Below are 18,836 nucleotides of genomic sequence, written 5' to 3'. Positions count from 1 at the left end.
TCCTCCGTCTGCCGGGCGCACCGGCCGTGCACACGGCCGGTGGGATGGACACCCCGCGGCGGGGGTCAGGGCAGAACAGGTCCGCCGCGGGGTGAGTACGGAATGTCAGGGGATGACGACGTAGTTGCTGAATCCGCCGTCGCGGTCCGTGAGTCCCGAGATCGCCTCGTTGACCCGGGACAGAGGGAACGGCTTGGCCTGCAGGTAGGACAGACTCAGGGCGCCCGTGGCCACCATGTCGGCGAGTTCCTGTCCCTGCGCGGTGCTGAACCAGTTGGAGCCGATCAGCTGGACCTGCTCGTCCATGAGCCATTTCACGTCCACGGGCAGCCGGTCGGCCACGCCGCCGACGTTGACCACCCTGCCGCCCCGGCGGACGCCCTGCATGGAGTCGAGCATCGTCTCCACCGGGGCCTTGGCGCCCAGAGCGCTGATCACATAGTCGGCGCCCTCGCCGCCGGTCAGGGACTTCGCCCATTCTCCGGTGGAGCCCTCACCCAGCCGGAAGACCTCGACGCGGTCCGGGTCCAGCTCCCGGACGCGCTTGAGGATCTCCTCGTTGCGGCCGGTGCCGAGGACCCGGGAGGCGCCGGAGGCCAGCGCGAGCACGGTCGACGCGACACCGAGGGTTCCCGTGATCCCGTCGATGAGCGCGACCTGGCCGGGGCCTGCCGCGGCGTTCTTGAGGGCCCCGTAGGACGTGCCGATGTAGCCCAGCTTGCCGGCCTGCTCGAACGTCAGGTTGTCCGGGAGGTTGACGATCGAGTACTGCGGGGCGGTCATGTACTCCGCGAAACCGCCGTACGGGTACAGGTCGAAGATCCGCTGTCCGTCACGGGAGGTGCTGAAGTATCCGTTCAACGTGAAATAGCGGCACCGGCTCAGTTCGCCGCCCCGGCACACCTGACAACTGCCGCAGGACCGCAGGGGGTTGACGTACACCCGGTCACCGGGCTTGGTGTGCAGCACGGCGTCGCCGACCGCTTCGACCACGCCGGCGGCGTCCAGGCCGAAGATGGCGGGGAACTTCGGCAACGGCTGGTGCGGGAACCATGTCGGCCAGTTGTTGATCACGTTGGCCATGTTCGGAACGATCCCGCACGCCTTGACCCGCACGAGCACGTCGGTCGGCCGCGGGGTGGGCACGTCGATCGTGTCCACGGACATCGGCTCACCGAGCGCGTGCAGTCGTGCAGCGAGCATTTTCACCATTGAAATACTCCTTGAAACCGCTCCGGCCCGACGGTCGGGGGACGGAGACATTCTGAATTCGGCGACCGAGGCGGAGGACCGGCGGCTCGGTAATCATGTCTCACGTATGGACGGGCCCTACGGCGCCGAGTCCTACGAATTCGGAAAGGGGTTCGGGTAATTGTCCTCGAGGTCGATGTTCAGCAGTCCCATGATGCGGACGCCGGAGTTGTACCAGGCGATGGACAACGACAGTTCGACCATCTGCTTGTCCGTCAGGCGATCGGCGGCGGCACGCCACGTCTCCTCCGAGACGTCCACCAGGAGCGTGGACTCCCTGGCGAGGCGCATCACCGCCTTCTCCGTCCCGTCGAACAGGTCGCAGGACTCGAAGTCGGCCACCGCCGCGAGCTGCTCCTCGGTGAGCCCGGCCTTGAGCCCGTGCGACTGGTGATGCGCGACCTCGTACGCCGACCGGGTCGCGTACCCCACGGTCAGGATCGCCAGTTCACGCAGCTTGGGACTGAGGTCGGCGGCCCGCAGCGAGTTGGCGTAGGTCAGGAAGGCGTCCAGCTGGGTCGGCGCGTTCGTCAGGGCGAGGAAGATGTTCGCCGTCGGCACCTTGCGCTCGGCTTCCAGCCGGTCGTACAGGGGCTTCTGCGACTCGTCCGCGTCCTCGCGGTGCAGGTAGGGGACTCGTGCCATGGTGACTCCTGGAAGTACGGAAGGTCAGTATGCGGATTTCTCGAGCAGGAACCGTTCGAGCGACATCGGCTTCGGCAGCTCGGCCGGCGGGATCTGCGGCACGCCGACGAAGGGCGACGCCTCGAAGTACCACTTCTCCAGGGCCGGCAGGCCCCAGCGGGCGTTGGTGCTCAGCGATCCCGCGTCCCAGCGCACCGGCTCGATCTCGGTGTCGATCGTCTGGTAGTGGCTGTTGAAGACCTCCACCCGGTGACCGTCGGGGTCACGGAGGTAGGCGAAGAGCATCCCGCCCGGACCGTGACGTCCCGGGCCCCGCTCCACGCCCTCCCCGTAGCCGTGGATCCCCGCGAAGTCGCAGGCGGTGAAGATGTCATGGCTCTCGGAGACGGTGTAGGCGAAGTGGTGCAGGGCGGGCCCGGTGTTTTCGACGATCGCGAGGTCGAGGCAGGTGCCCTTGCGGTACATGAACGCACCCAGCAGCTTGTCGCCGTGCTCCAGGTACTCCGAGTTGCGGAAGCCGAGCTCGCTGTAGAAGGCGCACAGCTCGTACGTGTCGGGCGCGAAGATCTGGTAGTGGTCCAGCCGCTGCGCGTGGGCACCCTTGAAGAGCTCGAAGTCGATGTGCAGCCGCGGTCGGGTCTCCATGTGCGCGCACAGTTCGAGCGGCGTGCCGATCGGGTCGCTGACGTGCAGGGTGCGCCCCTGGTGGGGGACGTCGACCCACTCGGCGGGCAGTCCCCGCTCACGGAACCAGTCGTACGCGAGGTCGAGGTCCTCGTCGAAGAAGACCCGGAAGCCGATCCTCCTGCTCCTGCCCGCGCCCTCTTCGTCCAGCTCCAGGACGAGGCTGTGGTGGCAGGCTTCGGCCAGGCCGCGCAGGTAGCAGGTGCGCTCGTCCTCGTCGCTGACGACCAGCCCCAGCACGTTCACGTAGAAGTTCCGGCTCTCGGCCAGATCCGCGACCGTGAGACGCACGTGACTGGAGCGGGTGATGTTGAAACTCGGGCGCAGATTGACGGGTGGCAGCATGCTGGTCTCCGTGCTCGGATCGGCTCTGGATTTCGATGACTGTAATACTTCGAGGCCGTTTTACGGCTTGGTCGTCGAGGGCCCGGCCCCGGCGAACGTGAAGGCAGACCATCCACTGAATTCCGCGGATTCACCGAGGGACTCCTCGATGCGCAGAACCTCGTTCCACTTGGCCATTCGCTCGGAGCGCGTGAATGAGCCCACCTTCAGCTGTCCGGCGTCCCAGCCGACGCTCAGATGGGCGATCGTGATGTCCTCGGTCTCTCCGGAACGTGCCGAGACGATCGTGCCGAAGCCGGCTTCCTTCCCGGCCCGCAGGGCCTGGAGAGCCTCTGTGACCGTGCCGGCCTGGTTCGGTTTGATGAGGACGGCGTTCGCCGCTCCGGCGGTTGCCGCGGCCTCCACCCGCTTGGCGTTCGTGACCAGGTAGTCGTCGCCGATCACCTGGCAGCGGTGGCCGAAGCGCCGGGTGAACTCCAGCATGCCCTCGTGGTCGTCCTCGCCCACCGGGTCCTCGACGGACAGGATCGGATACTGCTCGATCCAGCCGCCCAGCATGTCGATCAGCGCAGTGGTGTCCAGGTTGCGGTCGTCCAGGGCCAGCGTGTACTGCCCGTCGCTGCCGAACTGCGAGGCCGCCACGTCCAGCGAGATGCCGACCTGCCTCGAGGGAGCGAAGCCCGCGCTCTCGATCGCCCGGGTCAGCGTCTCCAGCGCCTCCTCGTTGGAGTCGAACGCCGGCCAGAAGCCGCCTTCGTCGGCCACCCCCTGCGCCTTGCCCGCCTTCCGCATCAGGCTCCCGGCGGCCAGGTAGATCTCCGCCGTCCAGTCCAGGGCCTCGGAGAAGCTCCGCGCCGCGGGGCAGACCACCATGAAGTCCTGGACGTCGACGCGGCGGTCCGCATGGGCGCCGCCGCCGAAGATCTGGATCTCCGGCAGCGGGATGCGGACCGGCCGCCCTCCCGCGAGGTGCTGCCACAGGGGTACGCCCGCCGACGCGGCGGCGGCGTGCAGGACGGCCATGGACGTGGCCACGATCGCGTTGCCGCCGAGACGGCCGCGGTCGGGGGTTCCGTCGAGGTCCACCAGCAGCCGGTCGACGGCTTCCTGGTCGGTCGCGTCGCGGTCCAGGAGGGCGGGCGCGATCTCGTTGTTCACCGAGCCCACCGCGCGCTGGACGTCGAGGCCGCCGAAGCGGCTGCCGCCGTCGCGCAGGTCGAGCGCCTCGCCCTGGCCGGTCGAGGCCCCCGCCGGTGCGATGGCCCGCCCGATCGCGCCGTCCGCGAGGTGCACCTCGACCTCGACGGTCGGCCGACCGCGTGAGTCCCACACCCTGCGGCCGTAGAGCTTGGCGATCCGCGCGTCTGTCATTGCGCTGCAACCTTTCGGAGTTCGGACGATCGGGTGATGAGCGGGGGCGTCTGTGCCTGTGCCGCGTCTGTTGTCCGGGGTTACCCGCTCGCCCCATCCTGAATGCTAACGATAGCGCAATCGTGCGGAGCGTCGGCGGCTCTGTCAAGGGCCGGGTGGAACTCCATTCCCGTGGGGTCGCCCGTCGTTCCCGGCTGCTGGATTCGTCGGCAGGTCAGTGCTATCGTTCGCACAATCCATTGCGCTCCGGCAAGAACTCCGGCGGACCTGCGCCCTTCCTGGACAGACGGACAGCACAGGCAGGCGCGGGTCCGGCGGGCCGGAGCGCGGCCGAAAGGAAGCCGAAAGGAAAGCGAGCCCGATATGGCAACCGAGCCCTCCATGGCGCCCATGACTCTCACCACTGTTGTGGCCAGTACGCGTCCCGGACGTGTGGGCAGATCCGTCGCGGACTGGTTCGCCGGCCAAGCCGCGGAGTGCGACCAGTTCGAGTCGCACACCGTCGACCTGCGTGAACTCGCTCTTCCCTTCTTCGACGAACCGCATCCGCCCGCCCTGCAGCAGTACACCAAGAGCCACACCCGCGAGTGGAGCCGGATCGTCGAGGCGTCGGACGCGTTCGTTTTCATCACGCCGGAGTACAACGGCGGCTTCCCCGCCCCGCTCAAGAACGCGTGGGACTACCTCGTCGTGGAGTGGCGGCACAAGCCGGCCGCGTTCATCAGCTACGGAGGCGTCACGGCCGGTACCCGGGCGGTGCAGATGGCCAAGCAGGTCGTCGCGAACCTCAGGATGCTGCCGATCGGTCCGACCGTGAGCATCCCGTTCGTCAACGAACTCGTCGATGGCGGCGCTTTCCGGCCCGGCAAGATACACGAGGCCGCTTCGGAACAGATGCTCGACGAACTCGCGCGGACCGCCCGCGTCATGCGGCAGCTGCGCAGCGGAACCCACTGACCCGGCGCCGAACATGCGAAGGCGCCCGGAGCGATGCGCTCCGGGCGCCTTCCGCGTCTCTGCGGGCACGATCGCCCATGACTCAGCCGGACCCGGACGGAGCCCGTCCGCCAGGGCGAGCCGTGCTGCCGCGCAGGACCAGCGATCCGGGGGAGACCGACGTGTACGGATAGTCGTTGCCCGGCTTGGTCTTGAGCCGGCGCATCAGCCAGAGCGCGCAGCCGGTGGCCATCTCCTGGATCGGCAGACCGATCGTGGTGAGTCCGGGACCCCACCACGAAAACCCCGGCTCGTCCCCGAACCCGACCACCGACAGTTCCCCGGGCACCTTCACGCCCTGCTCGGACAACTCCTCCAGGACCCCCAGGGTGAGCTGAATCGATCCCAGCATGAGCGCGGTGGGCGCATCCGGGCCCTTCAGCAGTCGGCGTATCGCCTGGCGGCCGTGGTCCACGGACGAAGGCGGCCCCAGCTCGGTGCGCCCGGCACCGTCCGGCAGGCCGCCTTCGCGCAGGGCGCTGCGGAAGCCGCGCAGACGCTCCGCGCCCGTGGGCAGCTCCTCGGGGCCGCCCACGTACGCGATGCGGGTGTGGCCCTGGGCCACCAGGTGGGCCGTGCCCTGGCGCAGTGCCTCGTGGTCGTCAACGCCGAACCACTGGGAACCGAGCGACGGGTGCCGGCGCAGCAACTGAAGGTGCGGCACGGCGCGCAGGAGCTTGACGGAGTCGCCGTGCGGGCGTGCGGTGGGCACGATGATGACGCCCGCCACGCGGTTCGCGGACAGCTCCCGCAGATGGCGAAGCTCCACCATCCGGTCGTCGTCGGTCTCCGAGAGCATCAGCTGGAAGCCCTCGGCCTCCATGTTCTTGGACAGTTCGTGCGCGATGGTCGAGTAGAAGCTGTTGCGGATGTCCGGGATCACCAGCGCGACCACGTTGCTGGAGGCGCCGCGCATCATCCGCGCCGCGCGGTTGCCGACGTACCCCATCTCGGAGGCGGCCTGGCGGACTCGGAACTTGGTTTCCTCGCTGATGCGGGGGTCGTCGGAGAGTGCCCGGCCGACTGTCGAGACGGAGACGCCGAGGTGTTCGGCGATGTCCCTGGTCGTGATCACGTAAAGGCCCCCTCGAACTGACTGATCCCGCTGCTGTCACTTTCCGTGTGCCAACGATAGCATTTTCGTCGCGCTCCGTGGTCGGCCAAGTGGGGCATCGGGTTGATCACCATCGTCGTGCTAACGTTAGCACTACGGGGCGGGCCGTGCAGCCGCCCGCGGCTGCCTAGTTGGGGAGGTTCCATGCGCATCGTCAGGTATGCCGTCGGCGGCGTGCGTCATTATGGAGAGCTGGAATCCGGTGACGCCAGGATCGCGCGATTCGAGGGTGATCCCTTCACCGGACTTTCCCCTACGGGGCACGTCGACGAAGTCGGCGACGTAGTCGTTCTCCCGCCGCTCGAGCGACCCCGGATCTTCGGGTTCGCCTACAACTACGCCTCGCACATCGACGAAACCGACCGCGAGGTTCCGGCAGTTCCCGTGTGCTTCATGAAGCCGAGCACGGCGGTGATTGGCCCGGATGACGCCATTGTCTATCCGGCGGATGGTGAACTGATCCATTTCGAAGGCGAGTTGGTCGTCGTCATCGGAAAGGAAGCCCGCCATGTGAAGCCCTCCGAGGCCCATGAGTACATCCTTGGCTATACGTGCGGCAATGACGTCAGCGATCGCATCGTCCAGCGTAAGGAGAGCGCCTTCGGAACGCTGCTGATCGGCAAGGGGCAGGACACCTTCGCTCCCCTCGGGCCGGTCATCGTGACCGGACTCGACCCCTCGGGACTGTCGCTGACGACCCGTGTGAACGGCACCGTCATGCAGTCGGCGAGCACCGCCGACCTGCTGCTCGCCGTTCCCGGCATCGTCAGCTACCTCAGTCGCTACCTGACGCTGCTTCCCGGAGACGCGATCATGACCGGCACGCCTTCCGGTGTCGGGCCGATCCACCCTGGAGACGAGGTCGAGGTCGAGATCGAGGGCATTGGCGTCCTGCGCAACCCGGTCGTGGCCGAGAGTCCCTGACTCCGGACCTCCACAGGGGCCTGCCCACCGCTCGGCGGTGGGCAGGCCCCTGTGGCGTATCGGCGGTGTGTGTCCCGTCCTAGCTGACCGCGTTGTTGAACTGCGAGGGGCGGACGAAGGCCAGTGCCAGGACGCCCACCAGCGGCAGGGCCGTGACCTGCAGCAGTCCCGCCTGGCTCCAGCCGAAGGAGTCCACCAGGGCGGCGAAGAGCAGCCCCGAGAAAGCCGCCGTTCCGTAGTAGCTGGTGACGAAGAGGCCGGAGGCGCGTCCGATCTGCCCGGGACGCACTGCGCGCTGTATCGCGCTGTTGGTGTTGGGGTAGATGAATCCCAGGCCGAACGCACCCATGAGGAAGGCGAACACGCACTGCAGGCCGACTCCGGCCTGCGCCTCGTAGATGCACACGCTGATTACGGAGACGGCCAGCAGGCTCAGGATCAGCAGGTTGCGCTGGTTCACGCGGTCGCCGAGCCAGCCGCCGAGAAGGGCCAGCATGCCGCCGAAGCCGAGGCAGCTCATGGCCAGTGCGGCCTGCTCGGCGGTGTAGTGCAGCGAGGTGATGAGGAACGTCGGGTAGAGGCCGAGGAACCCGTAGATGGCCACACCGCTGACGACCGAGTGGACGGCCAGCGCGATGGTGTTGCGGTTGTAGGCGGAGGCCGGCATGTACTCGTACGTCCTGGTCGAGACGACCTTCTCGGCGGAGTGCTCGGTCAGAGCGGTTTTCACCAGGAACAGCGAGGCTGCGGCGATCAGCAGCCCGGCTGTGCCGAACAGGTAGAAGGGTGAGTGCCAGGTGCCGTGCACGCTCATGAGCTTGACGCCGATGAGCGGGGCGATGAACACGCCGGCGGAGTAGCCCACGCCGATGATGCCGAAGGCGAGGCCGCGCCGGTGGGCGAAGAAGGCGCCGATCGCCGCGAAGATGGCGGCGGACTGCATGCCCTCACCGAAGCCCGAGATGACCCGGTACAGGGTCATGTCGGCGAGGCCCGTCGCCAGCGGCGTGGCCATCGTGCCCAGGGAGTAGATCACGATGCTGACCAGCAGCACGGTCTTGCGGCGGAAGCGGTCCAGGAGGTAGCCCGCGGGCAGGCCGGCCAGGGCCATGCCGAGGGTGAAGTTCGTCGCCAGCAGCCCGCCCTGTTCCAGGGAGAATCCGTATTCCGCGCGGATGTTCGGCAGCAGAGGGGGAAAGACCTGGCGGTCCATCGCGTTGACCATGTAGGAGAGGACCACCAGCAGGAAGCCCAACCCGATCATGAGGCGGGAAATGGGGGCACGGCTGCTTTCCTGCGTGTCGCCGACGGGCATCGCAGTGGTGTCGACTTGCGCTGCGTGAGTCATAGCGGGCTCCTGGGGAGGAATGGGCCACGGCAGGCCGCGGCGGAACCATCGCCGTACAAGCGATGACGAGAAGCGGTGAGCTGAACACGGACTCGAGTCGGCGACGGCGATGCTGTCGCCGGCTGGCGGAATGAGGCCGATGGGCTGCCGCGCGGTCGGACGCCGCATGCGGAATTCAGCCGTATATCGACCGTCGGGACGTCCGTGGCTATGGCGTCTTCGACAGCCGGACCTCGTGCGGACGCTTATCGGCCACACGGTCGGCGCTGACAGAACCATGAAGGGAAGTTTCCGGCCGCGTCAAGATGTGAACAGCGTATTTCTTGGCGGTCCTTGTTTTCCCCGTGGCGACCGGGTTCCTCGGCTCTGCACGCCGCACTCTTGACGTGTTGAAGACCAGGAGTGCTATCGTTAGCATCGCGTGGCTGTGACAAAGTGATTCGACGTGCCCCGGCGTCTCGTGACCCGTTCGAGGGGCATACTGCGGCGCCCGCACCAACCACAAGTCGGGGGGCGCCGGCGACACCCGACCCGAGCCCAGCGACCCTCCCCACCCCACCCACGGCGGCGACGGCCCATCGGACATGCCGTCTGCCGCCGTTCCGGGTGACGATCAGAACCTGCTCAGAACGCGACCGGGCGCGACGCCCGGCCGTCCGCTGCGGCCGCACGATTCTGCGAGGACGACCTGCTATGAAACCACCGAGCCGCCCAGGCACCGTGCTGCTCACCGACCATGCTTGGCCCGACGACTCCGTCGAACGATCGCTCATCGAGGCAGCGGGCCACACCCTGGTGACCGGCCCCGCCGATCCCGCCTCCGCCGAGGCGATCGAGGAACTGGTGGCCGAGCACCGGCCGTCCGGGATCCTGACCTGCTGGGCCCCCGTCTCCGCCACCGCGATCGGCACCTCGCCGGATCTGCGGATCGTGGCCAGGCTCGGGGTCGGCCTCGACAACATCGCCGTGGACACCGCCACCGAGCGCGGTGTGTGGGTCACCAACGTGCCGGACTACTGCGTCGAGGAGGTCTCCGACCACGCCGTCGGCATGGTGCTGGCCTGGACCCGGGGCCTGGCCGTGTCCGACCGGGAGGTCCGCGCGGGCCGTTGGAACCCCGCCGGCGCCCGGCTTCGCCGGCTGTCGACGCTGACCTGCGGCATCGTCGGATACGGGCGCATCGGACGCGCCACCGCACGCAAGCTCGGCGCGTTCGGCTGCCGGATCCTGGCCCACGACCCGTACCCGCCGGATGACGCCCCCGGAGTGGAGATGGCGGGCCTGGAGGAGCTGCTGCGCCGCAGCGACGTGGTGATCCTCCATGTGCCGCTCACGCCCGGCACCCACCACATCATCGGAGCCGGGCAACTGGCGCTGATGCCACCGGGCGGCCTGCTGGTCAACGTGAGCCGGGGCGGCCTGGTGGACACCGACGCGGTCGTCAAGGCGCTGGACAGCGGGCACTTGGACGGAGCCGGCTTCGACGTACTGGAGACCGAACCGCAGGTCCCCGCCGGGCTGCTGGACCAGCCGGGCGCGCTGCTCACCCCGCATGTCGCCTTCTCCTCCGACGCCTCGGTCACGGAACTGCGCCGCCGCGCCGCCGAGGAGGTCGTACGTATCCTGGCGGGCGAGGCGCCGGCCCACGCCTGCAACAGTCCCCGCGGTCTGACCACCGGATCGGGTGACCGGCGATGATCCCGACCCCCGCGCAGGCGAGCCCGGGCCCCGTGCCCGACCTCCCGCCGGCCGACTTCCTGACCGCCCACAAGCTCGCCGGACCCGGCGAAGCCGCACGGTGGACACCGCTGACCGGCGGTGTCTCGTCCGATCTGTGGCGAGTGGACCTGCCGGGACGCTCCATCTGCGTCAAGCGCGCCCTGGCCAGACTGAAGGTCGCGGCCGACTGGCAGGCACCGGTGTCGCGCAACGCCTATGAATGGGCGTGGATGCGGTTCGCGTCCCGGCACCGTCCCGACAGCGTGCCCGAACTGCTGGCTCACGATCCCGAGGCCGGCCTCTTCGCGATGGAGTACCTGCCCCCCGAGCACTACCCCATGTGGAAGGCGCAACTGCTGCGCGGCGAGGTCCAGGTGGCGACCGCGGCGGCCGTCGGCGAGGTGCTCGGCAACCTGCATGCGGCGAGCGCGGGCGATGCCGGACTCGCCGCGGAGTTCGCCACCGACGACAACTTCCACGCGCTGCGCATCGAGCCGTATCTGCTGGCCACCGCTGCCGCGCACCCCGGTCTGAGCGACGTCCTCCAGGGCCTCGCAGACCGCACGGCCACGACACACCTTGCCCTGGTGCACGGTGACGTCAGCCCCAAGAACATCCTCGTCGGCCCGTCGGGACCCGTGCTGCTGGACGCCGAGTGCGCCTGGTACGGCGACCCGGCCTTCGACCTGGCCTTCTGCGTCAACCATCTGCTGCTCAAGAGCCTGGTGGTGCCCGGGCGCCGCGCCGAACTCCTGCGGTCCGCCGGGGTGCTGGCCGAGGAGTACCTCCGGTGTGTCGACTGGGAGCCCCGGCCGGAACTCGAGGCACGGGCCGCATCGCTGTTGCCGGCGCTCCTGCTCGCGCGCGTGGACGGCAAGTCCCCGGTGGAGTACCTCACGGACGACCGGCACCGGCTGTTCGTACGCACGGTGGCATCCGCCCTGCTCCGGGCACCCGCCCCCACGTTGGCGGACGTCCTGGACGCCTGGGCGACCGAGCTCGGGGCGCCGACCGTGCCCGGCAGCCGCCGGCCCGACTGACCCGACCGAGGAGAGACGCATGCGGAGAGTTGTCACCGGCCATGACGAGAACGGCAGGTCGGTCGTTGTCAGCGACGGCCCCATCCCTCGCAGCCGGGAGTTCACCAGTCTGCCGGGCTGGGTGTCCCGCCTGCCCTGGGCCACCGAGCCGGGCAAGCAGGTCAGCCGGACCGGGGAGGACCCCACGCCGAAGGTCACCAGCCTGCTCCCGGCGCCCGGCGGCACGCGGTTCATCGTCCTGACCTTCCCGCCGGACGCCGCGATGGCCGACCCGGCGTTCGACCCCGTCGCCTTCGACCGGGAGCAGCGGGCCGACTCGCCCGGCATCGCGGACCTCGTGGAGCCCGACGGCATGCACACGACGCCGACCGTGGACTACGGCATCGTGCTGCAGGGCGAGATCGTCCTCGAACTCGACGACGGCCGGTGCACCCACCTCTCGGCAGGGGACATCGTGATCCAGAACAGCACCCGCCACGGCTGGCGCAATCGCAGCGACCAACCGGTGACGATGGCCTTTGTCCTCGTCGGTGCGGAGCACGACGGCTGACGCGGCCGGAGTCGCGGACGACACGGCAGCCGCTGCGGCCGCCGTGGAGCGGGCAACCGACGATGAACGCCCAACGGCCGTCAGTCGGTTGCCCGCAGTGCGTTCGGACCGGCGAGCGTATGCTTGGCGTACTGGAGGAAGGCACGCGCCCGGTGGGTGGGGGTGACGTGTGCCGCGTAGGCGATCACAAGCTCGACTTCGTCCAGTGGGTCGCTGATGGGCACGGACGCCAGGGGGAGCCCCTCGATGCTGGTGTCGGTCGGCCAGGACTGGATCAACGTGGCGAAGCCGAGGCCGCGGGCGACCATGCTGCGGACCGCCTCGATGCTTGAGGTCCGGTACCGGATGTTCGGCTGTGCTCTCGCGAGGGAGAACCAGTGGTCGGCGTTCTGCCGGGCGGTCGGCTCGGCGTAGATGATCAGTGGTTCGTCCGCCAGTTCGGCGAGTGAGACGGCCTGACGCCCTGCCATCGGGTGACCGGCGGACACGATGACATACGGACGGCTGGAGCGGAGCGTCGTACAGGACAGGCCGGCCTGGGCGCCGAACGCGTACAACAGGGCCAGGTCGCACGCGCCCTGGAGCAGGGCGTGCCGCATTTCGTCCAGCTGACCCTCGATCAGTTCGAGGTTGACCGCCGGATGGACCTGGGTGAAGCCGTCCACCAGGGGCGGGACGAGGAAGGGGGTCAGGGCTGCGTAGCAGCCGATCGTCAGGCGGCCGGCCAGTTGGCCCTCCTCCGCCTGGGCGCTTGCCCTGAGGTCGTCGGCCTGCGTCAGCATGGTTCGGGCGCGCGCGAGGATCCGGTTGCCGGCCTCTGTGAGGAAGACGCCCTTCGCTCGCCGTCGTACCAGCAACTGGACCCCGAGGTGGCGCTCCAGATCGGCGATCGCCGTGGAGATCCCGGCCTGGGACGCATGGCACCGCACCGCTGCCGCGCTCATGGAGCCGCTGTCCGCCACCGCGACGAAGTATTCCAATTGGCGTAGGGAAAAATTGGCCGCCACTTCTCTCCTTCTGCCATGGGAACCCTGATAAGCCTTATAGGAAACTTCTGGTTTTCCTGACGGTAATACCGGTGTCATCCTAAGCCGCAGTCACCGGTTGAAAAAGGATCGTCCAAGGAGACCATTCATGACCACGCTTCTTGACCCCGCCCGATCCCAGGGCCGAGGAACCAGCGACAGTGTGCTCCAGAGCGTCCGCGCACTCCTTCCCGAGATCGCGGCACGTTCTGCGGAAGGTGAGAACGCCCGGGCTGTTCCGGCGGAGATCGTCGCCGCCCTGCGCGAAGCAGGCGTGTTCCGGATGGCCCTGCCCAGGGTGTGGGGCGGAGAGCAGCTCGGGCTGCTGGAGGCCGCCGGGGTGGTGCGGGAGATCGCCCGAGCCGACGGCTCGACGGGCTGGACCGTCCAGGCCGCTTCGATGGCCTGGTTCTTCGTACGGTCACTGCCCCGGGAGACGCTGGAGAACGAGGTCTTCGCGGGCGGTGCCGACCTGATGCTCCGTGGAGCGGTGGCTCCGAAGGGTCTGGCGACGCCGGTGAAGGGCGGCTATCGGCTCAGTGGCCGCTGGCCGCTGGCGAGCGGCCCGTTCACCCCGGACTGGATGCTCGGAGGTTTTCTGGTCGAAGGGGCGCCTCCGCTGCCGGACGGCCGACCGGACATGCGAGTCGCGCTGTTCCGGCCCGAGCGGGTCACGTTCCTCGACACGTGGGACGCGGTCGGCCTGCGTGCCACGCAGAGCACCGACTTCACGATGGACGACGTCTTCGTGCCGGAACACCACACGGGGCCCATGTTCGGCGACAACAACATCCCCGCTCCCCTTTACGACCTGCCCTACTCCCCGACGGGGGCCTCGCACGACGCCGTCATCCTCGGTGCCCTGGACGGTGCGCTCGCCGATCTCGCCGCACTCGCCGCCACCAAGCGGCCGGCGTTCAATCCGAAGGCGCTGCTCGGTGAGGACCCCGTGTTCCAGGTGCAGTTCGCGGAACTGCACCTGCGCACGGCAGCCCTGGCAGCCCTGTCGGAGCACACCGGACGCATCGTCATGGACCGTGCCCTCGCCGGAGTGGCGCCCACCCCGGCCGAGTGGTCCACCTACACCGGCAGCACCCAGCACATCCACCACGACGGCATCCGGATCCTCAACGAAATCATGACCCTCTCGGGCAGCGCGGGTCTCTACAGCACCAGCCCGCTGCAGCGCCGCTGGCGCGATGTCCGCTGCGTCTCCCAGCACGTGGTCGGCAACAACGGTGCGATACGCCAGCTCGGCGCGGTCCTGTCGGGGCAGAACTGACACTTGGCGCCGTCCGTGCCCTCGAAGTGCCGCCCTCCACGATCCGAGCCCGCGCCAGGATCCCTTTCACCAACTCGGGAGAAAGCCATGCATACGCCACCCACCCCCGACCCGCGAACCACCACGAGCTCCGCCGTGGGGCTGCCCTACTCCACCCCCCGACACCGGACGGATGGTCTCCGATGAGCCCTCTCAACGCGACGCCGACCAATCCCGCACTGCTGCGCCAGGCCTTCGGCTGCTTCCCATCCGGAGTGACAGCCGTGTGCGCACTCGACTCCGGCAGCCCGGTGGGCATGGCGGCGAGCACGTTCACCCCGGTCTCCCTGTCACCCGCTCTGATATCGGTCTGCGTGCAGGACACCTCGACGACATGGCCCAGACTGCGTCAGCGGAGCCGAGTGGGCGTGAGCGTGCTCGCCGAGGGACAGGACGCGATCTGCCGGTCACTGGCCGGCAAGGACGGCGACCGGTTCGCGAGCGTCGACTGGGATGCCGACGAGGAGGGCGGTGTTTACATCCACGGCGCCAGTCTCTGGTTGAACTGCTCACTGCACGCCGAACTTCCCGGAGGCGACCACACGATCGTGCTCCTCGAAATCCACGGCCTGAAGGCCGAACCTGATCGAGAGCCCCTGGTGTTCCACAACAGCCGGTTCCGACGCCTGGCCATTTCATAGAGGCAGATGCCGCCGCCCTCCTCGACGTCGGACCCGTACGGCACTGGCGCCACCGCCCCCTCCGCCGGCTTCGGCACCTGTTCCACGAACGTCCTCCGACAGCATCCCGGGGGCAGCGGAGACAGCACGCTTACGAGTCCCCCGCGATTGAGACGGAGGGCGTGTTGGGCGATGGTGTGGTGCCGGCCCGCCCGATCGCCGTCCTGGCAAGATGGCGGCATGGAACGTGTGCTTGGAATCGGTGGATACTTCACGCGGGCCGCCGACCCGGCGGCCCTGGGCGCGTGGTATCGCGATTGCCTGGGCCTGGACGCCGATGAGAACGGCGTGTGGCGTCAGGGAGCCGGGCCGACGGTGTTCGCGACGTTCGAGTCCGAGACCGACTACTTCGGGTCCCGCGCCCAGCAGACCATGCTCAACTTCCGGGTCCGCGACCTGGATGCGATGCTCGCGCAACTGCGCGCCAAGGGAGCGGACGTGGCCGAAGAGACGCAGGACATGGAAGGTGTCGGTCGGTTCGGCTGGGTCACCGATCCTGAGGGCAATCGGGTCGAGCTGTGGCAGCCCGCCTGACCGCGTCTTCACGCAGGGAGTGACGTGCTGGTGGCCCACTGGGTTGTCCAGGTGTGAACCTTGGTCAGGCCCGCGCGGCCATGTCCCATTACGGATGAGGCAGCCGGCCTGCCCGAGGCACTCCCGCGTCTTCAGGAACCGGCCGTCAGCTCGTCCGATCCGAGGACGTCGTCGCCGTAGAGGTCCTGCAGCCAGTTGTCGTGGTAGATGGTTTCGAGGTAGCGCTCGCCGAGGTCCGGGGCTATCGCGACGGCGGTGAGCCCGGCCTCCTCATGCCGGGCCAGCCATTGGGCCGCACCGCTGACCACGGTGCCGGTGGAGCCGCCGAAGAGGAATCCGCGCCTGGCCAGCCGATGGCAGGCACGGATGGTGTCCGCCTCCTCGACGTGTATCACCTCGTCCACGTAGGACGTGTCGAGCAGCGGCGGAGGGACGCTCATGCCCAGGCCGGGGATCATCCGGCGGCCGGGAGCACCGCCGAAGGTCACCGACCCGACCGCGTCGATCGCCACGATCCGCACCGGCCGGCGCCGTCCGCGAAAGTAACGCGCGCAGCCCATCAGGGTCCCTGCGGTGCCGGCGCCGACGAACAGCACGTCGAGGTGGGGGAACTGGCGGGCGATCTCCGGCGCCGTTGTGCGGTAGTGCGCCTTCCAGTTGTCGGGATTGGTGTACTGGCTGAGCCACACGTACCGGTCGTCGGAGGCGCACAGCCAGCGGACGTAGTCCATCCGCGGGCCGAGGGAGCCGCCGTTGGCGTCCTGACCGGCGATGATGTGCACCTGGCCGCCGAGGGCCTCGATGAGCAGTCTCGTCGACAGGTTGCAGCGACGGTCCGTCACGCACAGGAAGTCGTAGCCCTTGCGCGCGGCGATCATGCTCAGTGCCACGCCCAGGTTTCCGGACGAGGACTCCACCAGGGTCGATTCCGCTGTCAGGGATCCTTCCCGTTCTGCGGTCTCCACCATCTCGACGGCGGCCTTGAGCTTGATCGAGCCGGCGAAGTTGAAGCCCTCGCACTTGAGGAAGAGCGAATGCCCGAAGACCGGCCGGAGGTCTACGTAGAGTTCCACTTCGTTGAAGGCCTCGGGAACGGATATCACAGGCACTAGGGTGTCTCCTCTGTCCCGGGTGAAGCTCAGCCGTACCGGCGCAGTTCGTGGAAGAAGTCGTCGACGACGTTCAGTTCCCCGCGGCGGGCGACCTCGTCGTAGACGTACGCACCGGTCGCGAGGTCGAGTACGCCGAGGCCGAAGGGCGAGAAGACCAGTGGCCGGTCGGCCGGCACGCTCACCCGGCCGGCCATCACGTCGTCCAGGGTGCCGTGCACGAAGTGCCGGTTGCCGGTGAGCTGCTCGGCCAGGTGCGGTGAGGTGTTGGCCCGCAGGCAGTGGTCGACGTCGTCGACGACATTGGTCGATGCCAGCACGATCTCCGGCGCGAGGTCGCGCAGCGATACGTGCAGCACCATGGGGTGGTGGGCGAACCATGACAGGTCGCTGACATGCGGCTCGGCGGCGACGGTGGCGAAGACCACGAGGTCGCTGGCGCGGATCAGCTGCTCGGCGGTGTCGTGCACGGTGATCCGGCCGGTGGCGCCCGACTGCCGGAGATAACCGGTGAAGCCGGCCGCGCTGTCGGCGGACAGGTCGTGTACGCCGGTCTCGTCGAAGGACCAGCCGGTGCCGACGAGGAAGGTGTGGATGTAACGGGCGATCACGCCGGTCCCGACGAACCCCACGCGCGTCGGGCGCCGCCGGCCGCGGCTGAGCCAGTCGGCCGCCAGTGCCGCGAGTGCGGCGGTCCTGGTGGCGCTGATGATCGAACTCTCCAGGCATGCGAACGGGTAGCCGGTGTCGTGGTCGTTGAGGATCAGCACACCAGAGGCCCTGGGAACACCTTCCGCCACGTTCTCCGGGAAGCTGGATATCCACTTCAGGCCGTCCACCCGCACCTGCCCGCCGATCGAGGCGGGCAACGCGATGATCCGGGAGGACGGGCGGTCGGGGAAGCGCAGGAAAACCGACGGCGGGTTCACCGAATCCCCGGCGCTGTGCAGACGGTAGGCGGTCTTCACCAACTCCACGATCTGCCTCTCGCGCCCCTGGAGCACTTGCCGCACCTGGGCGCCGGAGATCACTGCGAACGGCGGCACGCTGACGGGCCGGGACCCCCGGGGCCCCCGGGACCGCCCGGACCGGGTCGCGGTGGGCTGCGGGGCGGTCATCCGGCGCTCACCTCGATCGTGGGACGGCAGTCCGGCAGGCGGACCGCATCGGCCAGCCCGACGAGCACCTCGCGCGGTCCCTCGTAGGGGTCCCTGCTGTGCGCGGTGCGGATGTTGTCGACGATCATCAGGTCGCCGGCCTGCCACGGCTCGCGTGCCGTGTTGGCCTCGTAGACGCCGTTGAGCAGCCGTACGACGTCCTCGCCGATCGGATCGCCGTTGCCGAAGCGGGTGTTGAAGGGCAGTCCCTCGGCGCCGTAGATGTCCACCAGGTACTCGCGCACCTCAGGGGCCAGCGTCCATTCGTTGAGGAACGCGATCTGGTTGAACCAGCAGCGCAGGCCGGTGACCGGATGACGCACCACGGCGCTGCGGCGCTGCGTGGTGCGCAGTGCGCCGTCGGGCTGCCAGGCGAACTCGATGGCATTGGCGCGGCAGTAGCTCTCGATGGCGCCGCGGTCGTCGGTGCCGAACGACTCGGAGAGGGATGCCCCGATCTCGTCGTTGTAGCTGCGGGTGAGCAGCCAGCCCTCCTGCTCGAACCGCGTGACCAGCCCGGCGGGCAGCGCCTGGAGCACCTTCGCCGCGTCCGCCACCCCGGTCGCCCCGCCGTCGGCGGGCGCGGTGAGGCACGCGAACAGCATCAGGCCGGGGAATTCGAGCCGGTAGCTGAGTTCGTGGTGCATGCACATCGGCTGGTTGGGGGGCCAGTTCGACGACGAGTACACGCCCTCGGAGTAGGTGCGCCGGGAGGCGAAGGCCTCCTTCTCGGCCATCAGTGCGGTGGCGAACCCGGAGAAGACGGCGGCGGCCCCGGCCGCGTCGCGCAGCCCGAGGCCGCGGACCAGGACGCAGCCGTGCTCGGCGACGACGGCATGCAGGGCGTCCCGGTGCCCGGCCACCCAGTCCGGCGCATCACCCGGCGCCTCCGCCCGCAGCACGGCGGGCGCGCCGGGTCGCAGCTCCACGTCGAGCAGCGGCGCCTGGGACGCCTGGGACGATGACAGCGACATCTCGATCTCCTTTCGTTGCCTTTGGTCGTCGTGCCGTCAGGTCGTTGCC

The 18,836-nt window shown here is 68.8% G+C and carries 18 protein-coding genes; 8 read left to right on the top strand and 10 right to left on the bottom strand.

The annotated features are described in order from the left end of the window. Window positions 1-105 precede the first annotated feature (105 nt). From OG607_RS06350 to eno, 4 genes are all read right to left on the bottom strand, one after another. Window positions 106-1,203 (bottom strand): alcohol dehydrogenase catalytic domain-containing protein, encoded by a 1,098-nt coding sequence (locus OG607_RS06350; RefSeq protein WP_405719847.1) that lies wholly within the window; start codon window positions 1,201-1,203, stop codon window positions 106-108. A gap of 141 nt (window positions 1,204-1,344) precedes the next feature. Then, the gene (locus tag OG607_RS06345; RefSeq protein ID WP_405719845.1) at window positions 1,345-1,896 is read right to left on the bottom strand and encodes a carboxymuconolactone decarboxylase family protein; all 552 of its coding nucleotides are present in this window, start codon (window positions 1,894-1,896) and stop codon (window positions 1,345-1,347) included. 24 nt (window positions 1,897-1,920) lie between these two features. Then, entirely contained in the window at window positions 1,921-2,925 is a 1,005-nt protein-coding gene (locus OG607_RS06340; RefSeq protein WP_405719843.1) for a VOC family protein, read from the bottom strand. 60 nt (window positions 2,926-2,985) lie between these two features. After that, a complete protein-coding gene (gene eno / locus OG607_RS06335; protein ID WP_405719841.1) occupies window positions 2,986-4,296 on the bottom strand; it encodes a phosphopyruvate hydratase in 1,311 nt (436 codons plus the stop codon). A 363-nt stretch (window positions 4,297-4,659) separates the two neighbouring features. Between eno and OG607_RS06330 the strand changes: the two genes are divergently transcribed. Beyond that, complete coding sequence (locus tag OG607_RS06330) at window positions 4,660-5,253, top strand: NADPH-dependent FMN reductase (RefSeq protein ID WP_405719839.1); 594 nt, start codon at window positions 4,660-4,662, stop codon at window positions 5,251-5,253. 82 nt (window positions 5,254-5,335) lie between these two features. Here the strand turns inward: OG607_RS06330 and OG607_RS06325 are convergent, their stop codons facing one another. Then, window positions 5,336-6,367, bottom strand: a complete 1,032-nt coding sequence (locus OG607_RS06325) for a LacI family DNA-binding transcriptional regulator (RefSeq protein WP_405719837.1) — start codon at window positions 6,365-6,367, stop codon at window positions 5,336-5,338. Between the two features lie 183 nt (window positions 6,368-6,550). Here OG607_RS06325 and OG607_RS06320 point away from each other — a divergent pair, with 183 nt between their 5' ends. Continuing rightward, window positions 6,551-7,330, top strand: a complete 780-nt coding sequence (locus OG607_RS06320; RefSeq protein ID WP_405719835.1) for a fumarylacetoacetate hydrolase family protein — start codon at window positions 6,551-6,553, stop codon at window positions 7,328-7,330. Between the two features lie 79 nt (window positions 7,331-7,409). Here the strand turns inward: OG607_RS06320 and OG607_RS06315 are convergent, their stop codons facing one another. After that, window positions 7,410-8,678 (bottom strand): MFS transporter, encoded by a 1,269-nt coding sequence (locus tag OG607_RS06315; protein WP_405719833.1) that lies wholly within the window; start codon window positions 8,676-8,678, stop codon window positions 7,410-7,412. 693 nt (window positions 8,679-9,371) lie between these two features. Here OG607_RS06315 and OG607_RS06310 point away from each other — a divergent pair. From OG607_RS06310 to OG607_RS06300, 3 genes are read left to right on the top strand one after another with little or no spacing between them, the layout of a single operon-like run. Continuing rightward, window positions 9,372-10,376: a C-terminal binding protein gene (locus OG607_RS06310; RefSeq protein ID WP_405719831.1), complete on the top strand. Its 1,005-nt coding sequence runs from the start codon at window positions 9,372-9,374 to the stop codon at window positions 10,374-10,376. Then, complete coding sequence (locus OG607_RS06305; RefSeq protein WP_405719829.1) at window positions 10,373-11,437, top strand: phosphotransferase family protein; 1,065 nt, start codon at window positions 10,373-10,375, stop codon at window positions 11,435-11,437. Before OG607_RS06310 ends, OG607_RS06305 begins: the two co-directional genes overlap by 4 nt. A gap of 19 nt (window positions 11,438-11,456) precedes the next feature. After that, window positions 11,457-11,987, top strand: coding sequence for a cupin domain-containing protein (locus OG607_RS06300; RefSeq protein WP_405719827.1), 531 nt, complete (start codon window positions 11,457-11,459; stop codon window positions 11,985-11,987). 80 nt (window positions 11,988-12,067) lie between these two features. Here the strand turns inward: OG607_RS06300 and OG607_RS06295 are convergent, their stop codons facing one another. After that, on the bottom strand, window positions 12,068-12,967 hold the full coding sequence (locus OG607_RS06295) for a LysR family transcriptional regulator (RefSeq protein WP_405719825.1): 900 nt from the start codon (window positions 12,965-12,967) through the stop codon (window positions 12,068-12,070). A gap of 154 nt (window positions 12,968-13,121) precedes the next feature. Here OG607_RS06295 and OG607_RS06290 point away from each other — a divergent pair, with 154 nt between their 5' ends. From OG607_RS06290 to OG607_RS06280, 3 genes are all read left to right on the top strand, one after another. Further along, window positions 13,122-14,294 carry an acyl-CoA dehydrogenase family protein gene (locus tag OG607_RS06290; protein ID WP_405719823.1) on the top strand — a complete coding sequence of 391 codons (1,173 nt, stop codon included), beginning with the start codon at window positions 13,122-13,124 and terminating at the stop codon, window positions 14,292-14,294. 182 nt (window positions 14,295-14,476) lie between these two features. Next, the gene (locus tag OG607_RS06285) at window positions 14,477-14,974 is read left to right on the top strand and encodes a flavin reductase family protein (RefSeq protein WP_405719821.1); all 498 of its coding nucleotides are present in this window, start codon (window positions 14,477-14,479) and stop codon (window positions 14,972-14,974) included. Window positions 14,975-15,193: 219 nt separating this feature from the next. Further along, a complete protein-coding gene (locus tag OG607_RS06280) occupies window positions 15,194-15,547 on the top strand; it encodes a VOC family protein (RefSeq protein ID WP_405719819.1) in 354 nt (117 codons plus the stop codon). A 131-nt stretch (window positions 15,548-15,678) separates the two neighbouring features. Here the strand turns inward: OG607_RS06280 and sbnA are convergent, their stop codons facing one another. From sbnA to OG607_RS06265, 3 genes are read right to left on the bottom strand one after another with little or no spacing between them, the layout of a single operon-like run. Continuing rightward, a complete protein-coding gene (gene sbnA / locus OG607_RS06275; RefSeq protein WP_405719817.1) occupies window positions 15,679-16,656 on the bottom strand; it encodes a 2,3-diaminopropionate biosynthesis protein SbnA in 978 nt (325 codons plus the stop codon). Between the two features lie 29 nt (window positions 16,657-16,685). Next, window positions 16,686-17,774 (bottom strand): 2,3-diaminopropionate biosynthesis protein SbnB, encoded by a 1,089-nt coding sequence (gene sbnB, locus OG607_RS06270; protein ID WP_405719815.1) that lies wholly within the window; start codon window positions 17,772-17,774, stop codon window positions 16,686-16,688. After that, entirely contained in the window at window positions 17,771-18,787 is a 1,017-nt protein-coding gene (locus OG607_RS06265; RefSeq protein ID WP_405719813.1) for a TauD/TfdA family dioxygenase, read from the bottom strand. Before OG607_RS06265 ends, sbnB begins: the two co-directional genes overlap by 4 nt. Between the last annotated feature and the right edge of the window lie 49 nt (window positions 18,788-18,836).

This window comes from Streptomyces sp. NBC_01537, from assembly GCF_045040445.1.
Classification (GTDB): domain Bacteria; phylum Actinomycetota; class Actinomycetes; order Streptomycetales; family Streptomycetaceae; genus Actinacidiphila.
This window is presented reverse-complemented; position numbering and strand designations above follow the sequence as displayed.

Bases quoted from the DNA above. Each gene is read 5' to 3' on its own strand.
- OG607_RS06350 (WP_405719847.1), bottom strand. From the start codon at position 1,203: ATGCTCGCTGCACGACTGCACGCGCTCGGTGAGCCGATGTCCGTGGAC.
- OG607_RS06345 (WP_405719845.1), bottom strand. From the start codon at position 1,896: ATGGCACGAGTCCCCTACCTGCACCGCGAGGACGCGGACGAGTCGCAG.
- OG607_RS06340 (WP_405719843.1), bottom strand. From the start codon at position 2,925: ATGCTGCCACCCGTCAATCTGCGCCCGAGTTTCAACATCACCCGCTCC.
- eno (WP_405719841.1), bottom strand. From the start codon at position 4,296: ATGACAGACGCGCGGATCGCCAAGCTCTACGGCCGCAGGGTGTGGGAC.
- OG607_RS06330 (WP_405719839.1), top strand. From the start codon at position 4,660: ATGGCAACCGAGCCCTCCATGGCGCCCATGACTCTCACCACTGTTGTG.
- OG607_RS06320 (WP_405719835.1), top strand. From the start codon at position 6,551: ATGCGCATCGTCAGGTATGCCGTCGGCGGCGTGCGTCATTATGGAGAG.
- OG607_RS06315 (WP_405719833.1), bottom strand. From the start codon at position 8,678: ATGACTCACGCAGCGCAAGTCGACACCACTGCGATGCCCGTCGGCGAC.
- OG607_RS06310 (WP_405719831.1), top strand. From the start codon at position 9,372: ATGAAACCACCGAGCCGCCCAGGCACCGTGCTGCTCACCGACCATGCT.
- OG607_RS06305 (WP_405719829.1), top strand. From the start codon at position 10,373: ATGATCCCGACCCCCGCGCAGGCGAGCCCGGGCCCCGTGCCCGACCTC.
- OG607_RS06300 (WP_405719827.1), top strand. From the start codon at position 11,457: ATGCGGAGAGTTGTCACCGGCCATGACGAGAACGGCAGGTCGGTCGTT.
- OG607_RS06290 (WP_405719823.1), top strand. From the start codon at position 13,122: ATGACCACGCTTCTTGACCCCGCCCGATCCCAGGGCCGAGGAACCAGC.
- OG607_RS06285 (WP_405719821.1), top strand. From the start codon at position 14,477: ATGAGCCCTCTCAACGCGACGCCGACCAATCCCGCACTGCTGCGCCAG.
- OG607_RS06280 (WP_405719819.1), top strand. From the start codon at position 15,194: ATGGAACGTGTGCTTGGAATCGGTGGATACTTCACGCGGGCCGCCGAC.
- sbnB (WP_405719815.1), bottom strand. From the start codon at position 17,774: ATGACCGCCCCGCAGCCCACCGCGACCCGGTCCGGGCGGTCCCGGGGG.
- OG607_RS06265 (WP_405719813.1), bottom strand. From the start codon at position 18,787: ATGTCGCTGTCATCGTCCCAGGCGTCCCAGGCGCCGCTGCTCGACGTG.